The organism is Achromobacter pulmonis (assembly GCF_002885955.2).
Taxonomy (GTDB): domain Bacteria; phylum Pseudomonadota; class Gammaproteobacteria; order Burkholderiales; family Burkholderiaceae_B; genus Achromobacter; species Achromobacter pulmonis_A.
The window spans coordinates 440,098-461,499 of sequence record NZ_POQS01000004.1 but is presented as its reverse complement, the minus strand read 5'-3'; the positions used below and the strand labels follow the sequence as shown (position 1 = coordinate 461,499).

The following is a 21,402-nucleotide window of genomic DNA, read 5'->3' as shown; positions in this document are numbered from 1 at the left end:
ATTCCCAGTCGCCTGATGTTTCCAGGCGATCCAAGCTCAACCGAACGGAGCATTCCATGAGCAAACGTCGCCATAGCGGCCGCGTCGCACTGCCTTCGCCGCAAGCACTGCGGGCAGACCCCATACTTTTCTTCAACCGTCTCACCGCAACCCTGTCCGGCCTGATGCTGGGCGCCGTCGCGCCGGCGACGCTGGCCCAGGAGGCCGCCGAGACGGGGGTGAAGACGCTTCCGGCGGTGACGGTCTCGGGGCAGGCCGAGGCGTCGGCGACGCCATACGCGGGCGGACAGGTCACGTATGGCGGCCGCGTGGGCTTTCTCGGCGACAAGGATTTCATGGAGACGCCGTTTTCCGTCATCAGCTATACGGAAAAATACATCGAGGACCTGCAGGCCAGGGACATCACCGACGTAATCGCCAGGACCGATCCGTCGGTTTTCACCAATGGCGTGGCGGGCGCATGGAGCGAGGCCTACTCGATACGCGGCTTCAACGCCAGCACGACGGATACGTCGTTCAATGGGCTGTTCGGCATGGCCCCGTACTACCGGACCATGCCCGACATGTTCGAACGCATCGAGGTCCTGAAGGGGCCGTCCGCCCTGCTGAACGGCATGCCTCCCGGGGGCTCGGTGGGCGGGACCGTCAACCTGGTGCCCAAGCGCGCCGGCGCGGAGCCGCTGACGCGCCTGAGCGCGACCTATATGTCGGACGCGCAGTTCGGCGGACACGTGGACCTGGGCCGGCGCTTCGGCGAGAACCAGCAGTTCGGCCTGCGCTTTAACGGCGTGTACCGGAATGGAGACGGCCCCATCGACCATCAAAAGAGACGCGCGCAGTTGGCGGCGCTGGGGCTGGACTGGCGCGGCGAGCGCGTGCGCGTTTCCGCCGACCTGTACGACAGCGATGAGCGCATAGACGGCGTGACGCGCGGCATCAACCTGGCGCCCGGCATCGGCGTGCCCAGGCCGCCCAAGGCCGACACCCTGCTGAATCCAAACTGGGGTTACGCGAAGAACCAGGACAGGGGGGCCATGATCCGCGGTGAGTTCGACGTCGGCGACAACCTGATGGCCTACGCGGCGATCGGCACCAGCAGAACGGAGTACACCTACAGCGGCGCCATGTCGGCGCAGGTGTTCAACGACGCGGGCGACTTGCGCACTTCGATGGGCCAGTTGAACATGAACCTGAAAAAGACGTCGGGCGAAGCCGGGTTGCGGGGCAAGCTGCGGACCGGCGCGATCGGGCACCAGTGGGTGCTCAACGCCACGTACTACTCTGACGACCAGCGGGACTATGGCCGCCGCTCGGTGCCCGGGGCGGATTGGGTCACCAATATCTATGACCCGGACTGGGGGCCGGCTCCCGCCGGCTTCTGGCCGCCGATATTGCGCAGCAAGACGCGCCTGGTCAGCTACGGCCTGGCCGACACCCTGTCCTTCGCCGAAGACCGCGTGCAGCTCACCCTGGGCGTGCGTCGGCAGGAAGTCCGCAGCGATACCCTGAATCCGACGACCGGGGCGTTGACCGGCCGCTATGACGCGGGCGCCAACTCGCCGGCCGCCGCGCTGCTGATCAGGACGACGGACAATGTCTCCTTCTACGCGAACTATATCGAGGGCCTGAGCAAGGGCCAGACCGCGCCGATAACCGCCGCCAATGCGGGGCAGCTCTTTCCGCCGTACAAGACCAAGCAGAAGGAAGTCGGCCTCAAGGTCGACCTGGGCGACTTCACCCATACGCTGGCGCTGTTCGAGATAAACAGGCCGAACAGCTATGTGGATCCCGTCACCAACGTATTTTCGTTCGGCGGCAAACAACGCAATCAAGGCGTGGAATGGGGCTTCTTCGGCGAGCCGATGCCGGGCGTGCGCCTCATGGGCGGCGTCGCGTACATCGACGCCAAGGTCACGAAAGCCGCTATTGCCGCCAACGAGGGCAGGCAGGCCACAGGGATTCCCAGGCTTCAGGGCAAGCTGGGCGTGGAGTGGGACGTGCCGGCGGTGCAGGGCCTGACTTTGACGGCCAATGCGACGTCCGTGTCCAAGCAATACATTAGCGCCGACAATTCCCTGTCGGTCGCCGGGCACACGACCTACGACGTGGGCGCGCGTTACGCGACCAGGGTGGCCGACCATCCCGTCATGCTGCGAGCCAGCATTACCAATCTGACGAACAAGGCCTATTGGGCGATGCCTCAGCTGTCGAGCCTGGCGCTCGGCGCGCCGCGCACGTTCATGCTGTCCGCTTCAATGGACTTTTGAAGCCGGTCGCGCCTGAGCGGGCCCGGAACGCGTTTGTGTCCTCCTGCGCTTCGTCCACCAGCGCCAGAAACTGCCTCAGCTCGCGGCTATCGTCATTCGACTTCGTGTTGAACGCGCTGGACCAGGGCAAGGACCCTCAGGCCGTGCATCGTCTCCGGGCATCGGCGGCGGCGTGAACGCCGGCGGGAGTCACAGCCCGCCGCGCACGTCCATCAGGCAGCCCGTGACTGCCCATGGGAATGGAGGAGGAGAGCGACGTCAATACCACGCAGGGTTGCGTGCGCGGCCCCGGCGCAAAAGTAGCGGGCAGTCGCGTCGGCTGCCGCCTGAGCTTAAACTGTCCCCGAAAAGCCTGGAAACGGATGCGCGGCGCGATGGCGCGCGGCCGGGCCTATTGAAGAGGACTGTCCAGTTGAAGAACATTCGGGGCTATTGGTTTGGCATCGCGGTTTCCTTGCTCCTGGCGGGCCTGGTGGCCTTCCTGGGCGTGGTGGCCGTGTCCAGCGACAACCTGGGCTGGGGCATGGCGGCGTTGCTCAGCTATGGCGTGTTGTTCGGCGGTCCCCTGGCGCTGGTGCTGGCGCTGACCTGGATCGTGTACATGGTGCGCGGCCGGGGCCATGTGCCCGGGCGCGTGCACGCGCTGCTTTTCCTGCCGACGCTGCTGGCGCTCCTGATCGTGCCGGTCGGCGACGCCATCGAGCAGGGCCGGCGCGACCGCTTCAGCGAGGCGCATCCCGCGATCGCCGAGACGCACGTGAATCTGAGCGGGGACACGGTCTGGCTGGATATGCGCCAGGCTTCGACGTCGATGGGCGCCTCGCCGTACCTGGAGCCGGCCTCGGCCGGGAACCGGGCGTTTTCCAGTTTCCGCCGTTATCCGGGGCCGGCCTCCGGCGCGGCGTTTCCGTATGAGGGCTCGCGCCTGAAGCAGACAGTCGAGCGCTACCAATACGCCGACGCGGACGGCAAGCGCGCTGCCTCGCTGCCGCTGCGCCGCCTGCCGTATCCGCAACTGGACAAGCTGCTGCCCGCGTACGGATACGGCGAGGCCGGGCTGCTGGTGTACCAGTACTACCACTATGCCGACCATGTCGAGGTGGCGCCGACCCTGGCGCGCTTTTCGGGCATGACCGAGGACCGGATGGCGGCGGCTCGCATTCCGGGCCTGGCGATCGTCGGGATGGAGAACTACACGCCCGAGACCATCGCCCGGGTGGAGATCAATGGCCTGGCCTACGACATGGGGCCGTATGCCGCGGGCAGCCTGTTGTCGCAGCCATGCGACCCGGGGCGCGGCGGCAGCCCGATGCTGCTCGACCTGGAGCAGCCGCTGCGCGTGCGCTGGCAGACCCAGGAAGCGCCGCAGGCCTGGCGCGAGGCGGCGGTGTCGGTGCCGGCCTTCGGCGCCGCCGGCAGGAACGATCCGGACGGCGGCCTGACCCGCGTGCTTCTTTACTTCCTGCCCGACGGGGCCGTGGCCGCCGAGCGCTACAAGGAAATCCGCGCCGGCGGCAAAGACCTGGCGATCCGCGCCACGGGCATGCCCGCGGCGGTGCAGCCGTATTCGGCTTGCGGGGGCGCGTATGCCGGCTACAACCCGCAGACGGTGAGGCTGCTGGCCAATTGAGTGGGCAGCGGCCGGCCCAAAGGCAGCGCAAGGGCAGGCGTAGCCCGACGCTGCGCCTGCCTTTGCCGCACCGCTTCAAAACGCCCACGACACCGACACGTCCGCCCCGACGTCCTGCTGGCCCGGGCTGAACAGCCGGGTCGCCACGCTGGCGCGCACCGCGACGTTGGGCTGCGGCGCGAAATCCAGGCCGGCGCGCAGGCCCATGGCGTCCGGCGCGCCGACGGCGATCCGCTGCCCGAAGGCGATGCCGGGCGAGGCCGCGAAGCGGGCCTGTTGCGTGGCGTAGCGGGAGAGCCATTCATGCTCCCAGGTGACGGCCATGTAGCCTTGCAGGCGCCGGGCGTTTTTCAGCTGCCAATCGCTGCGCGCCATGAGGCCCAGGCTGCTTTGCAGGCTGTCGGCCTTGAGCGAGGACAGGTTCAGCCTGCTGGCCGCGGGACCCGATTCGTCCACGCCCGGGCGATAGGCGTGCACGTAGTCCAGGCCCAGCACGGGACCGACGGAAACGGCCCGGTTCAGCGGCCAGGCGTAGGCGGTGGCCAGGCCGGCGTTGAAGCTGGCGCCGTTCCAGTCGCTATCGTGGCTGGCCTGGTAGTCGGAGAAGCCGACGCCGCGTTTCATCCTGCCCTGTTCGGCGCCCGCCCTGGCGTAGGCGGCGAAATGCAGGCGCGGATCTTGCGCGGCCTGGTAGCGCGTGTGCACGCCCAGCTGGAAGGCCGTGCTGGAACCCTTGCCGTTGTGGGGCGAGCGGCTGGTGCTGTCGAGTTCGGAGATGCTGAGGTTCAGGCCGTAGGTCCAGTCCTGGCGCGTGTTGCGTTCGAGCCCGACGAGCACGCCGGTTTCGCTGGTGCGATGGCTGGCCAGACCCTCGCGGCGGTCCTGCGTGGCGTGGTATCCGTAGGGCTGCACGAAGGCCTGCCAGCCGGACGGGCGCGTGGCCGGCAAGGCGGTGAACAGGCCGCGCGTGCCCAGCAGCGCGCCCACGCGGTGGTCGCGCTGGATGGCGTCGGCCGTCAGCGCGCCATAGGCGCCGGGGCCGAGCTGTTCCAGCGCGGTGGCGACGTCGGCGCCGTCCATGCGGGAGAAGTCCAGCGAGCGGTACAGGTCGCGCAGGGGCAGCTGTTGTCCGGAGGAGGCCTGGCCCAGGGCCCGGCCCAGCGCCGCGCCGTTGCCGGAGCGGGCGAATTGCGAGTAGGCGTCGCTGCCGCGCATGACTGACCAGGCGTAGCCTTGCGGCGAGCCGGCGTCGTCGCGGGTGTCGACCAGCAGCGTGGGCGACGCGATGCTGGCGACCAGCACGTCGAAATCGCCTTCCTGGCGCGCGGGCTGGAACAGCTCGGCGGAGCGCACCGTCCAGCCGTCGGCGTACCAGTCGGGCTGCAAGGCCACGTGCAGTTCGCCCGCGACGGAGGCCAGGCCGCTGACGGTAAGCGTGTCGCGCCCGCCGCTGGCGTTGGTTTCCAGCACCAGCCGGCCGGTGGATTCCTGCACGTAGTTGCCGGCGATGGCGATGCTGCCGAACGAGTTGCCGGGGCTGAGCGTGCCGCGGTTGCGGAACGCGCCGGCGTCGTTCATGGTGTAGCGGCTGTTGCCGGACAGCGTGGCGCCCGGCGCGATGTCCAGCGAATAAAGCCGGTGTTCGCCGTTCAGGGAAGTCTGCCCGCCGGCGAGCCCGACGCGCAGGTTGCGGATGCCCTGGATATTGCCGTCGTAGCGGAACGTAAAGCCGGCGTCCGGCGCGTCCAGCGCGCGGCCCTGCGCATCGGCCTGCCTGCCGAAGTTGAGCGAGGTCAGGCGTTGTCGGCCCTGTTCGTCGACGCGCCCGTACAGGGAAACGATGTCGCCCTGGATGGAGGCGCCGCGCAGCACGTTGATTTCGCCGACCAGGGCGTTGTCGGACATGTAGATGGCGGCGCGGCGGCCGGCGACCGATCCGCTGATGTCGACCCGCCTGGCCAGCGGGCCTTCCAGTTCGGGCAGCAGGGGCAGCGGCCCGTCCTCGGTTTCGCGGATGTAGGAGCCGCGGTATTCCGACGCCGAGCCCATGCTGTTGTTGCCGAAGTCGAAGGCCAGCGCGATGCCGTCGCGGCCCAGCGCCTGCACGTCGCCGCGCTGGATCAGCACCTGGTCCCTGCCGTAGCTGAACATGATGCCGCGCCCGTTCCAGCCGTTGCCGTGCACGCGGACGCCGGGCGCGATGGCCAGCGTGTTGGCGCTGCCGTCCACGCGGATGCCGGCGCCGCCGTCGCCGGCGCTGAGCAGGTCGGCCGACTGGGTCACGCGGTTGCGTTCGCCGTAGATGTGCAGGCCCAGGCCGAGCGTGGCGGTGTTGTACGCGCCGGGAACGTACGCGGTGCCGGCCGCGTTGCGGGCGGCGTACGGGTTGCGGTTGTCCAGCGTCAGGCCGTCGCCGTAGATCGAGAACCCAAAGAAGTTGCGGCGGTCCAGCTGCAGCCCCATGTCCTGCATGGCGGCCAGTTCGGCCTCCATGAAGTTCGTGTAGTTGCGGTAGTCCTGGTGGCTCATCAGGCTGTTGCGCAGCTCGATGTGGCTCATGTAGTCCTCGTCCAGTACGCCGGCCGACAGCATGCGCACCGGCAGGCCCGGCATGGCGCCGGCCAGCACGTCGTCGACGTGCCGGCCCGAGAAATAGCCCTGGTCCTTGCGCACGTCGAAGGCATCGGCGCTATAGGGGTGGTCGCACTGGCTGCACATGATGGCCTGGCCCGCGCGCGCCGGGTTGCCGTTGTCGTCGCGCAGGTGCTCGGACCATTGGTTCAGGCGCTCGCCGAAACGCGGCGTGGGCGAGCCTTCGAGGTCATCCTGCACGCCGCTGTGGATCCCCAGGGCATGCCCGAGCTCATGGAACATGACGCCGGAGAAATCGAGCCGGGACGGGTCGCGCGGCAGCTGCGAAGGCACGTGTTCCAGCTCGTCGAAGTCGAGGCGGCCCACGGCGATGTTGGCATGGCCGTTGGGTTCGGGGCCGCCGTCGCGCGCCATGGCGGCAAGCAGCCTGGTCGTGAGCGTATCGCGGCCGGCGACCGGCGCGTCGGGGCTCATCGCGCCGGCGTTGGCTTCGTCGTAGGTGCCGATGTGCAGGACCGGCGGCACGTGGCCGGGCCGCAGCGTGACGATCTCGGCCCACAATTCCAGGCCGGAGACGATCTTGCGTTTCTGTTCGGGCGACAGCGTGAAGGTGGAGTATTCGCCCGGGCCTTCGTCGAATACGGCGAAGGGGCCGTCGCCCGGCCCGAAGAAGCGGGCTTCGAAGGCGGTCTGCCCGTTCTTGTTCTTGATGGGAACGATGTCGAGCGCGTGGCCGGACAGCGGCAGGGCGGCGATCGAGGCGGCAAGCAGGGGGCGGGTGAATCTGGATGTGCGGGACATAAGCGGAATCGGACAGGAAGGCGAAAGCCGGGCGTCGCCGGCGCGTAGGTCGAGCAGGCGGGACGAGTCTAGGCCGGATGAAAAGCGGGCCGTTAGTACGTCCATCCCAATCGACGGCCGGGTTGTTGTCCCGGCGTCCCAAAATGCCATGCGGGCGCAACCCTGCGTGCTACATTCCGTCTGATACAAAATGAAACGGAGGAGCGTGGTGGGCATTCCTCAGCGGCATTTTCAGACCTCGGCACTGCCCGTAGAGGCCAGGTTCGAGATCTGGCGCGATCGCATGGGCGCGATGTTCGACATCGATACGATCGACGGCCGGCGGGATCTCCGCGTCGACGTCCGCAGCTTCAATCTGGGCGGCATGATCTTCAGCAACATGGAGGTGGACCCCTTCGTGTTCGAGCGTTCCGCCCGCAAGGTCCGGGCCGACATGCTGGACCACGTGATGCTGCGGTTCGATGCGCCCGCGCACGCCGGCCAGAAGCCCCGGATGCTGACCATGGACCTGGGCCAGCCGCTGGAACGCGCGCCCATCTCCACGCGCAATCTATCGGTCATCCTGCCGCGCGCCACGATGGCCGGGCTGGTCCGCCAGCCCGAACGGCTGCATGGCCAGTTCGTGGAGGGCGGCAGCATCACGCTGCTGTACGAATACCTGCGCGCGCTGTCCACTTCCATTGGCTCGATCGACGCCGGCCAGGTGAGCGGCATCCTGTCGGCGACCGAGGGCCTGATCGCGGCCTGCGTGGGCGGCCTGCAAGGCGGCCCGGCCAAGGCCCGCGCGGCGGGCAAGGCCACGGCCTTGATGCGGGCGCGGCGCCATGTCGAGGCGCATCTGGCCGACCCGGCGCTGAATCCCGAAGGGATCGCGGGGGCGTGCTCGATCTCGCGTTCCAGCCTGTACCGGCTTTTCGCCGACCACGGCGGCGTGGCCGGATATGTGCAGGAAAGGCGGCTGGTGCGCGCGTTCGCCATGCTGTCGAACCCGTCGAACACCTCGACCATCGCCATGACGGCCCATCGCTGCGGCTTCTCCAGCGACGCCTATTTCAGCCGCGCGTTCAAGCAGCGCTTCGGCTGCTCGCCCAGCGAGCTGCGGGCCGACGCGCTGTCCGGCGCCCGCGCGCATCGCCTGGGCGAGCGCAACCAGGCCATGGCCGACAACGTGTTCAAGGCCTGGGTCTCGGGCCTGTCGGGCTGACGGGCCCGCCCGGCCGCCGCTAGGCGCGCGGCGTGTCGTCCTCGGGTTCGGCGCGGGCCTCCAGTTCGTTGCCCAGCACCTCGGCCGCGTCCCCGCCCGGGGTTTCCGGTTCCAGGCGGCGGCGCGTGTGGCCGGCGGCGCGGGCGTTGTCGCCCTCGTCGGGACGTTCGGTCTGCATGAACACGTTGGCCGGGGGCGCGTAGCCGCGCTTGTCCTGGCCGAAGTACACCACGGTGTGCGGGTAGGGCAGCTCGATGCCGGCGGCGTCGAAATGCTTTTTCAGCAGCCGGTTGTAGCCGCGCTGCACCGCCCATTGCATGCCCGGGGTGGTCTTGATCAGGATGCGGATGGTCACGCCCTTTTCGTTCACGGCGGTGACGCCGGCCACGGTCATTTCCTCCAGGATTTCCGGCCCCAGCACGGTGTCGGTCATCAGTTCGGCGAAGGCCGCGCGCAGATGCTCGATGGCGTCGTCCACGCTTTCGCGGTGGGCGATGGTGTATTCGCCCAGGTGGTAGGAGAAGTCACGCATGTGGTTGGCCACCACGTCCACCGAGGAGAACGGCACCAGGTGGTAGCCGCCGTCCAGCGTGCGGATGCCGACCGAGCGTATGGTCATTTTCTCGACCGTGCCGAACACGCCGGCCACCTGCACCACGTCGTTCTCGTTCATGCCGTTTTCAAGCTGGATGAAAACCCCGGTGATGATGTCCTGCACCAGCTTCTGCGCGCCGAAGCCGATGGCCAGGCCCACCACGCCGGCGCCGGCGATCAGCGGCCCCACGTCGATGCCGATCTGCGACAGCAGCACCATCAGCGTCATGGCCACGATCACGATCAGCGCGGCGTTGCGAAACAGCGCCAGCAGCGTGCGCTCGCGCGCGCTGGGCATGCCGCGCCCCTCGCGCTGGCTGAGGCGGTGCTCGATGATGCTGGCGATCACGGTCCAGGCCAGCGCCGCGATCAGCAGCACGATGACGATGTTGAGCACCACCTTGATGGCGGCGGCGCCGGCGTCCGAGGCCAGCCAGCGCGACAGGTCGAATGCGTGCCACGCGTCCAGGATCAGCAGCAGGATCACGATGCGGATGATCCAGCCCAGCAGTTTCAGGGCCGCCGGCACGTAGGCGTTGACCCGCGCCTCCAGCAGCGGCAGGCGCCGGCGCAGGTCGTCGGCCAGCCGGATGGGCTTGGCCAGCATGGTGTTCAGCAGCAGGATCAGCAGGCTGCCCACGCCGATGACCAGCAGGGTCTGGGCGGTGGCGTGCGCCATGAAGGGCAGGGCGTTGATCGGGTCGATCTGGCTGACCACCAGCAGGATGGTGAAGTAGCCGATGCCCAGCACGTGCCACACGCGCGCCAAAATGCGCAGGCGCGAGCCCATGAAGGTGGCGGCGTTGGCGGCGCGGCGTTCCAGGCGTTCGCGCACCGGCTGGCGGTTCTGCCAGATCACGCGCACCGCGTAGACGTACACGGCCAGCATGATGACCATGCTGGCCAGCCGGCCCAGCGCGGGCGACAGCGCGGCCGACATCACCGGGTCGATCAGCAGCGTGCCGTAGCCGGCCGCCGTGACGATGCGCTGCAGCCACGCGGCCCAGTACCGGGCCAGCTCGTCGGTCATGGGCAGCAGGCGCAGGTGCGGATGGCGCACCGCGAACACCGTGCGCACCAGCACCTTGACGATCTCCACGTAGACGAAGGCCTGCAGGAACACGGTCGCCAGCGGGTCCAGCGTGCCGCGGCCGGGCGTGCTCCACAGGGCGGCGGCCGCGCCGGCCATCGCCGCCAGCAGCACCACCGCCGCGTCTATGGCCACCGCGCCCACGATGGCGCCGGCGCGCCGCGACAGCACGCGCATGGTCAGCGGCGCGCCCGGCTTGCGCGAGGCCTCGGCCTCGCAGCCGTGTTCGGCCACCCAGCGGTCGATGCGCGTGTAGACGAGCATGGCGATCGCGCGCAGCAGCAGAAAGGCGATGATCGTGGCCGCGGCGGCCAGCGCCAGCGGCAGCAGCGCGCTGCTGGCCGCGTCGCCGTCCATGCGCAGGCTGCGCCCCGAGGCCAGGCTGCGCATGTCGTCCACGCCCTGTCCCATATCGGCGGCCAGGCCGGTCAGGAAGCGCTGCACCCCGTCGGCCATGCGTTCCCGCAGGCCGGGCTCCGCCGGCGCCTCGGCGGCGGCGGGCGCGGCGGGCTTGGCGCCGGACGCCTGCGCGCGCAACTGGTCCACCAGGGCTTTGCGTGCCTCGGCGTTTTCCAGCAGGTCGGCCAGGGCGGCCGGGGTCAGTTCGGTGGAGGCGGCGGCCGGTTGCTGCGGCAGCAGCGGGCTGGCGGCCTGGGCCGCGGATTGCCAGGCCAGCGACAGCCAGCACAGCATCGCCGCCAGCAGCCAGTGCGTCAGGCGCCGCCAGGGATGGGCGGCTGGTTTGCGGGGCAGGGGGGCGATGGGTGCTGTCGTCGCGGATCGAACCACTGGTAAATCTCCTCTGCGAGCAAGGCGTGACATGGAAAGCGGGCCGCGCGGGCGGCGTCGCCTCTTCTGCCTGAATGATAAAGCCCCATGGCGCGCGAGCCGGGAACGCCGCTTGCTGCTTTCGGCGGCTATGACATCCAGACCAAATCACTCCGACGGCATCGTGGCGGCCTATCCGCGGCGCCTGCAGGCGTCCGAGCACGAAGCGGCCTCCCAGGAAGCGCTGGCCCTGCGCCTGGCCGCGCTGCTGGGCCGGACGTATGTGCCGGATTACCGGCCCAGCCGCCATCGCGGCAGCCCCGCGCCGTATTACGTGCCGGATCGCACCATCACCGGCATGGCGCGCGCCGCCGTGCTCGGCATCAGCAGGGCGGCGGACTTGTACGGCGGCGTGGTGCCGCATGCCTTCGTGGCGACGAAATCCATCAGCCACCAGCTCGCCGGGCCGCAGGCCCGCGCGCCGGCGGGCTGGGTCGCGTCGCTGCCGGCCGCGCTGCGCGCGGTGGTGCTGTCGGGCTATACGGCTTTCTGCCGCGAAGACGCGCTGGTCGCGGGCCGGCTGCTGCTGGCCCGCGGTCCGCTGCGGCTGAAGCCGGCGGACGGAACCGGCGGGCGCGGGCAGCAGGTGGTGCGCGACCTGGACGCGCTGCGCGCCGCGCTGGCCGCGCAGTCGCCGGCGGCGATGGCGCGCCTGGGCCTGGTGCTGGAGGAAGACCTGGAAGACGTCGAGACCTACAGCGTGGGCTGGTCGAAGGTGGGCAAGCTGGAGATCTCCTATGTCGGCACCCAGTCGCTGACCCCGTCCAACGACGGCAGCCAGGTGTATGGCGGCTCCGAGCTGCGCGTGGTGCGCGGCGGCTTCGACGCCTTGCGCGCGCTGCGCCTGGGCGCGAAAGAGCGCCATGCCATCGACATGGCCTGCCATTACGACACGGCGATTTCCACGGCATATCCGGACCTGATCGCCTCGCGTCGCAATTACGACGTGGCGTTCGGGCGCGGGGCCGACGGGGGCGCGCGCGCCGGCGTGCTGGAACAGTCGTGGCGCGCCGGCGGCGCCAGCATCGCCGAGCTTGCCGCCATGCAGGCGTTCGCACTGTCGCCCGCGCTGTGCGAGGTGCGCGCCGAGACGCGCGAGCGCTACGGCGCCGACGAGCCGGTGCCGATCGCCCAGCGGCTGGTGTTCCACGGGCACGACCGGGCGGTCGGCCCGATCAGCAAATCGGGAGGAATCGTGGAGGCGGACGATGGCGGCGCATAGCAAACCGTTTGCGCTGGAAGTGGACGACGTCTCGCTGGACGCGACCTTTCTTACCCCGGAGGACAAAGTGCCTGGCGTACTTTTCATCCACGGTTGGGGCGGCAGTCAGGAGTTCGACCTGTCGCGCGCCAAGGGCATTGCCGCGCTGGGCTGCGTCTGCCTGACGTTCGACCTGCGCGGCCATGCCGCCACCCTGCAACGGCAGCGCGAGGTGACGCGCGAAGACAATCTGCGCGACGTGGTGGCGGCCTATGACAGGCTGGCCGCCCATCCCTCCCTGGATTCCGGCTCGGTCGCGGTGGTGGGCAGCAGCTACGGCGGCTATCTGGCGGCCTTGCTGTGCACGCTGCGGCCGGTGCGCTGGCTGGCGCTGCACGTGCCGGCGCTGTATCGCGACGACGAGTGGCTGGTGCCCAAGAACCAGCTCAACCGCGACACGCTGCGCGCCTACCGCAGCGCCTATGTGCCGCCCGAGGAGAACCGCGCGCTGCAGGCGTGCACCGACTTCGCCGGCGACGTGCTGCTGGTGGAGGCCGAGCACGATATCTACATCCCGCATTCCACCATCATGAGCTACCGGGGGGCGTTTCGACGCTCGCATTCCCTGACGCACCGCATCATCGACGGCGCCGACCACGCCCTGACCGAGAAGCCGGCGCAGCGCGCCTACACCTCGATCCTTGTGAACTGGGTGACCGAAATGGTCATGGGCGCGCGCATGGGAGTCGGGCGGGCAGGGTTATGAGCGCGCGCGCAGGACAGGAAGAAGTCATGCCGAGCACCAGCATACCGGCGCGGCGTCCGCGCCCGAAGCGATCGCCGTCCAAGGAACAGGCCGAGCGCGGCGGCGCGCTGTTCAGGGCTTTCGACCGTTTCGCCACGCGCGTGAAGCGATGGACCGCAACGCCGGTGACGTTCGGCCTGGCGCTGATGGCGGTGCTCGCATGGGCGCTGACCGGCCCGGTGTTCGGTTACTCCGAAACCTGGCAACTGGTGATCAATACCGGCACCACCATCGTGACCTTTCTCATGGTGTTCCTGATTCAGCAAAGCCAGAACAAGGACAGCGAGGCGCTGCACCTGAAGCTCGATGAACTGCTGATCGCGCTCAAGGGCGCCGACGAAGGCCTGGTCGACGCCGAGAGCCTGGACGAGGACAAGCTGCTGGCGCTGGCGGCGGCCTGCACGGCGCGCGCCAGGAAGCAACACCGCCAGCGCGCACGCAGCCGGAGGCGGCAATGAACCATCCCAAACCCACCGTGCGCAAGGGACAGTATCCCGGCGCGCTGGCGCGCGAGGCGTTCCGCGAACGCTTCATGCAGCGCTTCTACGATCCAGCTTTCCAGGCCGAAAACGACGCCCTGGAGCGGCTGGAGACCATCGCCTGGCAGGCCTACGAAGCGGGCCGCAAGTCGCCCGTGACCGTCAAGGCCGGCCCCGAGTTCGCCGATCCCGATTACGAGCTGGCGGCCGAGTGGAAGCAGACGCGCGACCGGCTGGCCGTCGCCGAAAAAGTGCAGCGCGATCCGGGCACGCCCTCGCGCGTGCTGGTGATCGCCGGCGCGTCGCGCAACGACGGCACCTGTCCGGGCGAAGTCTCCAAGACCTGGCGGCTGGCGCGCATCGTGCTGGACGAGCTGCGCGCCGGCGGCGTGCAGACCGACATGCTGGACCTCAGCCGCCTGGCCTCCGAATACCAGTACCAGATCCATCCGTGCAAGGGCTGTGTTTCGACCGCCATGCCCTTGTGCCACTGGCCCTGCAGCTGTTATCCGAACCATGCGCTGGGGCAGGTCAACGACGCCATGGCCGGCATCTACGAACAATGGGTCGCGGCCCACGCCGTGATCCTGGTGGCGCCCACCTACTGGTATCAATCGCCTTGCCCGCTGAAGCTGATGATCGACCGGCTGGTGTGCGCCGACGGCGGCAACCCCGATCCGACGCTGACCGGCGGCAAGGACCCGCTCAAGGCCAAGCAGGTTGAGCTTGCCGGCTGGCCGTATCCCAAGCACCTGGCCGGCCGCGCCTATGGGCTGGTGGTGCATGGCGACGTGGCCGGCATCGAGGCGCAGCGGCGCGCGCTGAGCGACTGGCTGGACTGGATGGGCCTGATCGACGCCGGCGCGGCCTCGCGGCTGGACCGCTACATCGGCTATTACCGCCCCTATGCCACCAGCCACGACGAGCTGGACCGCGACACGGCCGTGCAGCAGGAGGTGCGCAACGTGGCGCGGGCCGTGCTCAATGTGCTGCCGCGGCTGCGGCGCGGCGAGATGGCCGGGCTGGACCGGGGGATCGAGCAGCCGCGGCCGAAGTGAGCGTCGGCGAGGGCCGGTCCCGGATCGACGGCCGGCACCTTCCAGTCCGGATTCCACGGGTTTTCCCTGATTTGCATACGTATGCAAGCGCTTGAAAGTGGCTGCACTTCATCGACTCACCTACGTTTGCAGGGCAGGAAAAACCATGATCCGGTATCTGAAGCGCGGCCGCACGGCCGCCGTTAAAACCGACCACGACGCCAAGGTGCGCGCCACCGTCGAAGACATCATCCGCGACATCGAGACGCGCGGCGACGCGGCGGTGCGCGACTACAGCCGCAAGTTCGACAACTGGGACCCGCAGGACTTCCGGCTGTCGCGCGCGGAGATCGAAGCCGCCCGCAAGCAGCTGTCGGCGCGCGAGATCGAGGACATCGCGTTCGCGCAGAGCCAGGTGCGCAATTTCGCGCAGATCCAGCGCGATTCCATGCGCGAGGTCGAGGTGGAAACCTATCCCGGCGTGGTGCTGGGCCACCGCCACGTGCCCATGAACGCGGTGGGCTGCTACATCCCGGGCGGCAAGTATCCGCTGCTGGCCTCGGCGCACATGAGCGTGCTGACGGCCAAGGTGGCGGGCGTCAAGCGCATCGTGTCGACGGCGCCGCCTTATCAAGGCAAGCCGCATCCGGCCATCGTGACCGCGATGGACATGGCCGGCGCCGACGAGATCCTGGTGCTGGGCGGCGTGCAGGCGGTGGTGGCGATGGCCGTGGGCACGCCCAGCGTGGCGCCCGTGGACATGCTGGTGGGCCCGGGCAATATGTACGTGGCCGAAGCCAAGCGGCAACTGTACGGCCGGGTCGGCATCGACCTGTTCGCCGGTCCCACGGAAACCCTGGTGATCGCCGACAACAGCGTGGACGGCGAACTGTGCGCCGTCGATCTGCTGGGCCAGGCCGAGCACGGCCCGACCTCGCCCGCGGTGCTGCTGACCAATAGCGAACAGCTGGCGCGCGACACGCTGGCCGAGGTCGAGCGCCAGCTCGCCATCCTGCCGACCGCCGCCATAGCGGCCCAGGCCTGGGCCGACTGCGGCGAGGTCATCGTCTGCGACAGCCTGGAGGAAATGCTGCAGGTGGCCGACGAACTGGCGTTCGAGCACGTGCAGGTCATGACCCGCGATCCCGACTACTTTCTGAACAACATGACGAACTACGGCGCGCTGTTCCTGGGGCCGCGCACCAACGTCAGCTTCGGCGACAAGGTGATCGGCACCAACCACACGCTGCCGACCAACCGCAATGCGCGCTACACGGGCGGGCTGTGGGTGGGCAAGTTCCTCAAGACCTGCACCTACCAGCGCGTGCTGACCGACGCCGCCAGCGCGACCATGGGCGAATATTGCTCGCGCCTGTGCCACATGGAGAACTTCGCCGGCCACGGCGAGCAGGCCAATATCCGCGTGCGCCGCTACGGCGGCCGGCCCGAACTGCCCTGGTACCAGCCGGTGGAGGCCCGGTCATGATCGCGCTGCCCAAGGGACCGGATTTTCGGCTGGACGGGCGCCGCGCGCTGGTGACCGGCGGCTCCGGCGGCATCGGGCTGGCAGCGGCGACGGCGCTGGGCCGCGCCGGCGCGCACGTGACGCTGGCCGCGCGCCGCGCGCCCGAACTGGAACAGGCCTGCGAGGCCTTGCGGGCCGAGGGCGTGCAGTGCGCGGCGCTGGTGCTGGACGTGACGGACTCGGCCGCGGTCGACGCCGCGCTGGCGCAAGGCGCGCCCTTCGACATTCTGGTGAACAACGCCGGGATGAACCGCCCCAAGCCGCTGGTGGAGCAGTCCGACGAGGACATCGACGCGGTGATGGACCTGAACGTGAAGGCGGCCTTCTACGTCTGCCGCGCGGTCGCGCGCCGGCTGCTGCAGGCCGGGCAGGGCGGGTCCATCATCAACGTGTCGTCGCAGATGGGCCACGTGGGCGGCCTGCGCCGCACCCTGTACTGCGCCAGCAAGCATGCGCTCGAAGGCATGACCAAGGCGCTGGCCTGGGAGCTGGGCGCGGCCGGCATCCGCGTCAATACGGTGTGCCCCACCTTCATCGAAACGCCCATGACGGCCGGCATGCTGGCCGACCCGGAATTCCGCGCCTGGGTCTGTGCGCGCAATGCGCTGGGCCGGGTCGGGCAGGTCGAGGAGATCATGGGCGCCATCGTGTTCCTGGCCAGCGACGCGTCCAGCCTGGTGACCGGCAGCGCGCTGATGCTGGACGCGGGATGGACCGCCGCATGAGGACCACGCCGCGCGCCCAGGACGTGGCGGATCTGGCGGAGGTCTCGCAGTCCGCCGTCAGCCGCACCTTCACGCCCGGCGCCAGCGTGTCGGAGCAGACCCGGCGCAAGGTGCTGGCCGCGGCGCAGAAGCTGGGCTATCGGCCCAACGCGCTGGCCCGCAGCCTGATCACCCGCCGCAGCCGCATCGTGGCGCTGGTGATGAGCTATCTGGAAAACCAGTTCTATCCGCTGGTGATAGAGCGGCTGTCGCAGAAGCTGCAGAAAGAGGGCTACCACGTGCTGATGTTCATCGCCGAGGTGGACGAGGCGGCCGACGGCGTGCTGGCCGAGATCCTGCAATACCAGGTGGACGGCATCGTCATGGCCTCGGCCATGCTGTCGTCCAACGTGGCGCGCAGCTGCGCCGAAGTGGGCGTGCCGGTGGTGCAGTTCAACCGCGTGTCCATCCTGGGCGGGCTGGCGCGCCATGCCAGCAGCTCGGTCACTTCCGACAATTACGAGGGCGGCCGGCTGGTGGCGCAGTTGCTGGCGCAGCGCGGCTACCGGCGCTTCGGCTACCTGGCGGGCCTGGAGGATTCGTCCACCAGCATCGAGCGCGAACGCGGCTACCGCGACGCGCTGGGCGAGCTGGGCCACGCGCTGCACAGCCGCGCGGTGGGCCATTACAACTTCGACCAGGCCCAGGAGGCGGTGCGGCGGATGTTCGAGCGCGATGCGCCGGATGCGCTGTTCGCCGGCAACGACCATATGGCGATCGCGGCGCTGGACGTGCTGCGCCTGGAGCTGGGCCTGCGCGTGCCGCAGGACGTGGCCGTGGTGGGCTTCGACGACGTGCCGCAGGCCGCCTGGGGCGCCTATCGCCTGACCACGGTGCGCCAGCAGGTCGAACCCATGGTCGAGGCCACCGTGAGCCTGCTGCGCGAACAGATGCATTCCGAACTGCGGCCGCGCGACATCGTCGTGCCCTGCACCCTGGTCGAGCGCGGCACCGTCCGCGCCGGCCCCTGAATTTCTTTCATACCGGCAACTCAGCAAGGCGGACGCAGATTCCGTCCAGACATCATCGACAGGAGACTTTCGAATGCGCAGCACCTTCATACGCACCCTGGCCGCCGCCGCGGCGTTCGGTTTGACGGCCACGCTGGCCCACGCCCAGCAGGCCGCGCCCGGCTGGCCGGCCAAGACCATCCGCTACATCGTGCCGTTCTCGCCGGGCGGGGTGTCCGACGGCGTGGCGCGCCTGATGGCCGAGCAGTTGTCGGCCCGCCTGGGCCAGCCCGTCGTGGTCGAGAACAAGCCGGGCGTCTCCGGCATCATCGGCACCCAGCAGGTGGCGCGCGCCGAGCCGGACGGCTATACGGTGGTCGGCGGCACCATCACCACGCACGCCGTCAACCCGTTCTTCATCAAGTCGCTGGGCTACGACCCGGTCAAGGATTTCACGCCGGTGGCGCTGGTGGGCATGGTCAGCAACGCGCTGGTGGTGCGCGCCGACAGCCCGTTCGACACGGTGCAGCAGGTGATAGACGCGGCGCGCGCGCAGCCGGACGGCCTGACCTACGGCACCGCCGGCGCGGGCACCTCGCAGCATCTGTCGGGCCAGCTGTTCCAGTCGATCTCCGGCACGCGGCTGCGCCAGATCGTCTACAAGGGCGGTTCGCAGTCCATGGTGGACCTGATCGGCGGACAGATCGACATGGTGTTCGAAACCGTGGCCGCGGCGCGCCCGATGATCGATTCGAAGCGGGTCAAGGTGCTGGGCGTGACGTCGGCCGCGCCGCTGGCCGACCTGCCGCAGGCCAGGCCGCTGGCCGAGCTGGGGCTGCCGGGATTCCAGATGCAGTCGTGGCAGGGCATCTTCGCGCCGGCCGGCACGCCGGCGCCGGTGGTGGACCGGCTGGCGCGCGAGATCGCGGCCGTGGTCGAAACGCCGGAGGTCCGCGCCAAGCTGCTGATGCTGGGCGTGGCGCCGGACGGCCGCGGCTCGGCCGCGTTCGCGCAGTTCCAGCGCAGCGAAATCGAAAAATGGGGCAAAGTGATCAAGGACGCCGGCATCCAGGCCGATTGATTCCCCAACCGCATCCAGGAGACTGACATGAACGAACCCCGATACCCTCTGGATGGCCGCCTGCCGGCCATGCTGCGCAGCGGCAAGCCCTTGCGCGGCCTGTTCAACGGCCTGCCCAGCCCGGCCATCGTCGAAATGTGCGCGTATGCGGGATTCGATTTCATCATCCTGGACAACGAGCACGGCAGCGCCGATTTCGGGACCACCGAGCACATGCTGCGCGCGGCGCGGGCCGCCGGCATCGTGCCGGTGGTGCGCTGCTTCGAACACGACCTGCCGCGCGTGCTCGACATGGGCGCCAGCGCGGTGCAGGTGCCCATGGTGGAAAGCGCCGCGCAGGCGCGCCGCCTGGCGGACCTGATCCACTATCCGCCGCTGGGCAGGCGCGGCAGCGCCTTCAGCACGCGCGCAGCCGGCTACGGCGCGTTCGGCGGCGCCGGGCATACGCAGCGCAGCAACGAGGGCATAGCCTTCATCGCCATGATCGAAACTCCCGAGGCGATCGCCGCGGCGGCGGAGATCGCGGCGGTCGACGGCGTGGACGCTGTGTTCATCGGCCCCAACGACCTGGCGCACGCGATGGGCCACGGCAGCGACTGGAACGCCGAGCCGGTGCAGCGCGCCATCGAGCAGGGGCTGCGGGCCATCGCGGCGGCCGGCAAGTGCGCCGGCATCATCGCGCTGACGCCGGCCGACGAGGAAAAATACGGGGCGCTCGGCGCGCGCTATTTCGCCAATGTGTCGACCAGCATCATCACGCGCGCGCTGGCGCAGGCCGCCAGCGCCGGGCGCGACGCGGCGTTGCGGTATTGAAGCATTCCGAGTCGTATCGGCCGTCCTTGATGACGCGCAAATCCACGCGATAAAAACATTGTGAAATATTTCACAAAACTTAGACTGGGGTTTTCCCTTGGTTCAACCTTGGAACCCCATGACTGTTTTTCGCATCAATTTCGGCAATCTCTCCATCGGCGCCCGCCTGGCCCTGGGCTTTGGCGCGGTGCTCGCCCTGCTGCTGGCCCTGGCCGGCACGGCGCAGTACAAGCTCGCGCAGATCGAGCGCATCAATCAGGCGATCATCCAGCAGACCTGGGCGGGCGCCAGCGCGGTATCGGTCATCGACGTCACGACGCGCGCCAACGCGCGCGCCAATCTGGAATTGATCGTCGACGCCGATCCGGCCGCTTCTGAAAAGCGCTTTGTCCAGATCGACCAGAACCGCCGCACCATAGACCAGGCGCTGGCCGCGCTGCGGCCCTTGTACGCGTCGGCGCAGGACAGCGCGCGGCTGCGCGCGCTGGAAGAGGTGCGCGGGCGCTACGTGCGGTCGTTCCAGGCGGTGGGCGCGCAATTGAAGAATGGCGAGCGCGATGCGGCCCGGCAGCGGTTGCTGGAAGAAACGCTGCCCCTGCTCGACAGCCTGCAGAACCACATCGTCGAACTGTCGCGGCTGCAGGCCGCCGAGATGCGGCAGGCCGGCGAGGCCAGCCAGGAGATCACGCGGCAGGCGGAGCGGCTGAATCTGGCCCTGGCGGGCATCGCGCTGGCGCTGGGCGCGCTTTTCGCATGGCGGGTCGCGCGGTCCGTCACGCGGCCGCTGGCGCGCGCCGTCAAGGCGGCCGAGTCGGTGGCGGGCGGCGACCTGAGCCAGCGCATCGAAGCGGGCGCGGGCGACGAAACCGGACGCCTGCTGCACGCGCTGCAGGACATGCAGGACAGACTGGCCGGCGCCGTGCGCGCCATCCGCGGCGGGGCGGAAACCATCTCCAGCGCCTCGGGCCAGATCGCGGCGGGCAATGCCGACCTGTCCAGCCGCACCGAGGAGCAGGCGGCTTCGCTGGAAGAGACCGCCGCATCGATGGAGGAGCTGGCCTCGACCGTCAAGCAGAACGCCGACAACGCCAGCCAGGCCGACCGCCTCGCGGCCGGCGCCTGCGCCATTGCCGAGCGCGGCGGCAGCGCCGTGTCGGCGGTGGTCGGCACCATGCAAGAGATTTCCGCCAGTTCGCGCAAGATCTCCGAGATCGTGTCGGTGATCGACGCGATCGCGTTCCAGACCAACATCCTGGCGCTCAACGCCGCGGTCGAGGCCGCGCGCGCGGGCGAGCAGGGTAAGGGCTTCGCGGTGGTGGCGGGCGAGGTGCGTTCGCTGGCGCAGCGCAGCGCGCAGGCCGCGCGCGAAGTCAAGGCGCTGATCGAGGATTCCGCCGGCAAGGTCGCCGACGGCTCGCGCCAGGCGCAGGAGGCCGGCGCCACGATGCAGGAAGTGGTGGCTTCGGTGCAGCGCGTGACCGACATCATGGGAGAGATCGCGGCGGCTTCGCGCGAACAGGCCAGCGGCATCGAGCAGGTGAACCGCGCCGTCGCGCAGATGGACGTTGTCACGCAGCAGAACGCCGCGCTGGTCGAGCAGGCCGCGGCGGCGGCCGGGTCGATGCAGGACCAGGCGCGCGAACTGGTGGGCGCGGTGGGCGTGTTCCGGCTGACGGACGACGCCGGCCGCGGCCAGGAAGACGCGCCGGCGCGGCTGCGAGCCAGGTTGTTGCCGGCCTAG

The 21,402-nt window shown here is 69.3% G+C and carries 15 protein-coding genes; 13 read left to right on the top strand and 2 right to left on the bottom strand.

Features of this window, described 5'->3' with window-relative positions; translation table 11 throughout:
• The first annotated feature begins 56 nt into the window (after positions 1-56).
• Entirely contained in the window at positions 57-2,267 is a 2,211-nt protein-coding gene (locus C1I89_RS17305) for a TonB-dependent receptor (RefSeq protein ID WP_102773904.1), read from the top strand.
• A gap of 412 nt (positions 2,268-2,679) precedes the next feature.
• Positions 2,680-3,897, top strand: a complete 1,218-nt coding sequence (locus C1I89_RS17300) for a hypothetical protein (RefSeq protein ID WP_102773903.1) — start codon at positions 2,680-2,682, stop codon at positions 3,895-3,897.
• A 75-nt stretch (positions 3,898-3,972) separates the two neighbouring features.
• Here C1I89_RS17300 and C1I89_RS17295 read toward each other — a convergent pair whose 3' ends face one another.
• On the bottom strand, positions 3,973-7,290 hold the full coding sequence (locus C1I89_RS17295; RefSeq protein ID WP_181390977.1) for an autotransporter outer membrane beta-barrel domain-containing protein: 3,318 nt from the start codon (positions 7,288-7,290) through the stop codon (positions 3,973-3,975).
• A 190-nt stretch (positions 7,291-7,480) separates the two neighbouring features.
• Here C1I89_RS17295 and C1I89_RS17290 point away from each other — a divergent pair, with 190 nt between their 5' ends.
• The gene (locus C1I89_RS17290; protein ID WP_102774165.1) at positions 7,481-8,494 is read left to right on the top strand and encodes a helix-turn-helix domain-containing protein; all 1,014 of its coding nucleotides are present in this window, start codon (positions 7,481-7,483) and stop codon (positions 8,492-8,494) included.
• 19 nt (positions 8,495-8,513) lie between these two features.
• Here the strand turns inward: C1I89_RS17290 and C1I89_RS17285 are convergent, their stop codons facing one another.
• A complete protein-coding gene (locus C1I89_RS17285; protein ID WP_102773901.1) occupies positions 8,514-10,871 on the bottom strand; it encodes a mechanosensitive ion channel domain-containing protein in 2,358 nt (785 codons plus the stop codon).
• A 226-nt stretch (positions 10,872-11,097) separates the two neighbouring features.
• On the opposite strand from C1I89_RS17285, the gene C1I89_RS17280 reads away from it, so the two are divergent.
• From C1I89_RS17280 to C1I89_RS17235, 10 genes are all read left to right on the top strand, one after another.
• Positions 11,098-12,228, top strand: coding sequence for a DUF3182 family protein (locus tag C1I89_RS17280; protein WP_102774164.1), 1,131 nt, complete (start codon positions 11,098-11,100; stop codon positions 12,226-12,228).
• Positions 12,215-12,973, top strand: coding sequence for an alpha/beta hydrolase family protein (locus C1I89_RS17275; protein ID WP_102773900.1), 759 nt, complete (start codon positions 12,215-12,217; stop codon positions 12,971-12,973). The genes C1I89_RS17280 and C1I89_RS17275 overlap by 14 nt, the downstream gene beginning before the upstream one ends.
• A 26-nt stretch (positions 12,974-12,999) precedes the next feature.
• A complete protein-coding gene (locus C1I89_RS17270) occupies positions 13,000-13,470 on the top strand; it encodes a low affinity iron permease family protein (RefSeq protein ID WP_102773899.1) in 471 nt (156 codons plus the stop codon).
• Positions 13,467-14,549: a flavodoxin family protein gene (locus C1I89_RS17265; protein ID WP_102773898.1), complete on the top strand. Its 1,083-nt coding sequence runs from the start codon at positions 13,467-13,469 to the stop codon at positions 14,547-14,549. Before C1I89_RS17270 ends, C1I89_RS17265 begins: the two co-directional genes overlap by 4 nt.
• Before the next feature lie 145 nt (positions 14,550-14,694).
• Positions 14,695-16,014, top strand: a complete 1,320-nt coding sequence (gene hisD, locus C1I89_RS17260) for a histidinol dehydrogenase (protein WP_102773897.1) — start codon at positions 14,695-14,697, stop codon at positions 16,012-16,014.
• Positions 16,011-16,778: an SDR family NAD(P)-dependent oxidoreductase gene (locus tag C1I89_RS17255; protein ID WP_102773896.1), complete on the top strand. Its 768-nt coding sequence runs from the start codon at positions 16,011-16,013 to the stop codon at positions 16,776-16,778. Before hisD ends, C1I89_RS17255 begins: the two co-directional genes overlap by 4 nt.
• Positions 16,775-17,788: a LacI family DNA-binding transcriptional regulator gene (locus tag C1I89_RS17250; RefSeq protein WP_102774163.1), complete on the top strand. Its 1,014-nt coding sequence runs from the start codon at positions 16,775-16,777 to the stop codon at positions 17,786-17,788. Before C1I89_RS17255 ends, C1I89_RS17250 begins: the two co-directional genes overlap by 4 nt.
• Positions 17,789-17,861: 73 nt before the next feature.
• Positions 17,862-18,848 carry a Bug family tripartite tricarboxylate transporter substrate binding protein gene (locus C1I89_RS17245; RefSeq protein WP_102773895.1) on the top strand — a complete coding sequence of 329 codons (987 nt, stop codon included), beginning with the start codon at positions 17,862-17,864 and terminating at the stop codon, positions 18,846-18,848.
• Positions 18,849-18,875: 27 nt separating this feature from the next.
• Positions 18,876-19,661 (top strand): HpcH/HpaI aldolase family protein, encoded by a 786-nt coding sequence (locus C1I89_RS17240; protein ID WP_102773894.1) that lies wholly within the window; start codon positions 18,876-18,878, stop codon positions 19,659-19,661.
• A gap of 118 nt (positions 19,662-19,779) precedes the next feature.
• Positions 19,780-21,402, top strand: coding sequence for a methyl-accepting chemotaxis protein (locus C1I89_RS17235; protein ID WP_102773893.1), 1,623 nt, complete (start codon positions 19,780-19,782; stop codon positions 21,400-21,402).

Bases quoted from the DNA above. Each gene is read 5' to 3' on its own strand.
- C1I89_RS17255 (WP_102773896.1), top strand. From the start codon at position 16,011: ATGATCGCGCTGCCCAAGGGACCGGATTTTCGGCTGGACGGGCGCCGC.
- C1I89_RS17280 (WP_102774164.1), top strand. From the start codon at position 11,098: ATGACATCCAGACCAAATCACTCCGACGGCATCGTGGCGGCCTATCCG.
- C1I89_RS17270 (WP_102773899.1), top strand. From the start codon at position 13,000: ATGCCGAGCACCAGCATACCGGCGCGGCGTCCGCGCCCGAAGCGATCG.
- C1I89_RS17240 (WP_102773894.1), top strand. From the start codon at position 18,876: ATGAACGAACCCCGATACCCTCTGGATGGCCGCCTGCCGGCCATGCTG.
- C1I89_RS17250 (WP_102774163.1), top strand. From the start codon at position 16,775: ATGAGGACCACGCCGCGCGCCCAGGACGTGGCGGATCTGGCGGAGGTC.
- C1I89_RS17235 (WP_102773893.1), top strand. From the start codon at position 19,780: ATGACTGTTTTTCGCATCAATTTCGGCAATCTCTCCATCGGCGCCCGC.
- C1I89_RS17285 (WP_102773901.1), bottom strand. From the start codon at position 10,871: ATGCTGTGCTGGCTGTCGCTGGCCTGGCAATCCGCGGCCCAGGCCGCC.
- C1I89_RS17295 (WP_181390977.1), bottom strand. From the start codon at position 7,290: ATGTCCCGCACATCCAGATTCACCCGCCCCCTGCTTGCCGCCTCGATC.
- C1I89_RS17275 (WP_102773900.1), top strand. From the start codon at position 12,215: ATGGCGGCGCATAGCAAACCGTTTGCGCTGGAAGTGGACGACGTCTCG.
- C1I89_RS17245 (WP_102773895.1), top strand. From the start codon at position 17,862: ATGCGCAGCACCTTCATACGCACCCTGGCCGCCGCCGCGGCGTTCGGT.
- C1I89_RS17265 (WP_102773898.1), top strand. From the start codon at position 13,467: ATGAACCATCCCAAACCCACCGTGCGCAAGGGACAGTATCCCGGCGCG.
- hisD (WP_102773897.1), top strand. From the start codon at position 14,695: ATGATCCGGTATCTGAAGCGCGGCCGCACGGCCGCCGTTAAAACCGAC.
- C1I89_RS17290 (WP_102774165.1), top strand. From the start codon at position 7,481: ATGAAACGGAGGAGCGTGGTGGGCATTCCTCAGCGGCATTTTCAGACC.
- C1I89_RS17305 (WP_102773904.1), top strand. From the start codon at position 57: ATGAGCAAACGTCGCCATAGCGGCCGCGTCGCACTGCCTTCGCCGCAA.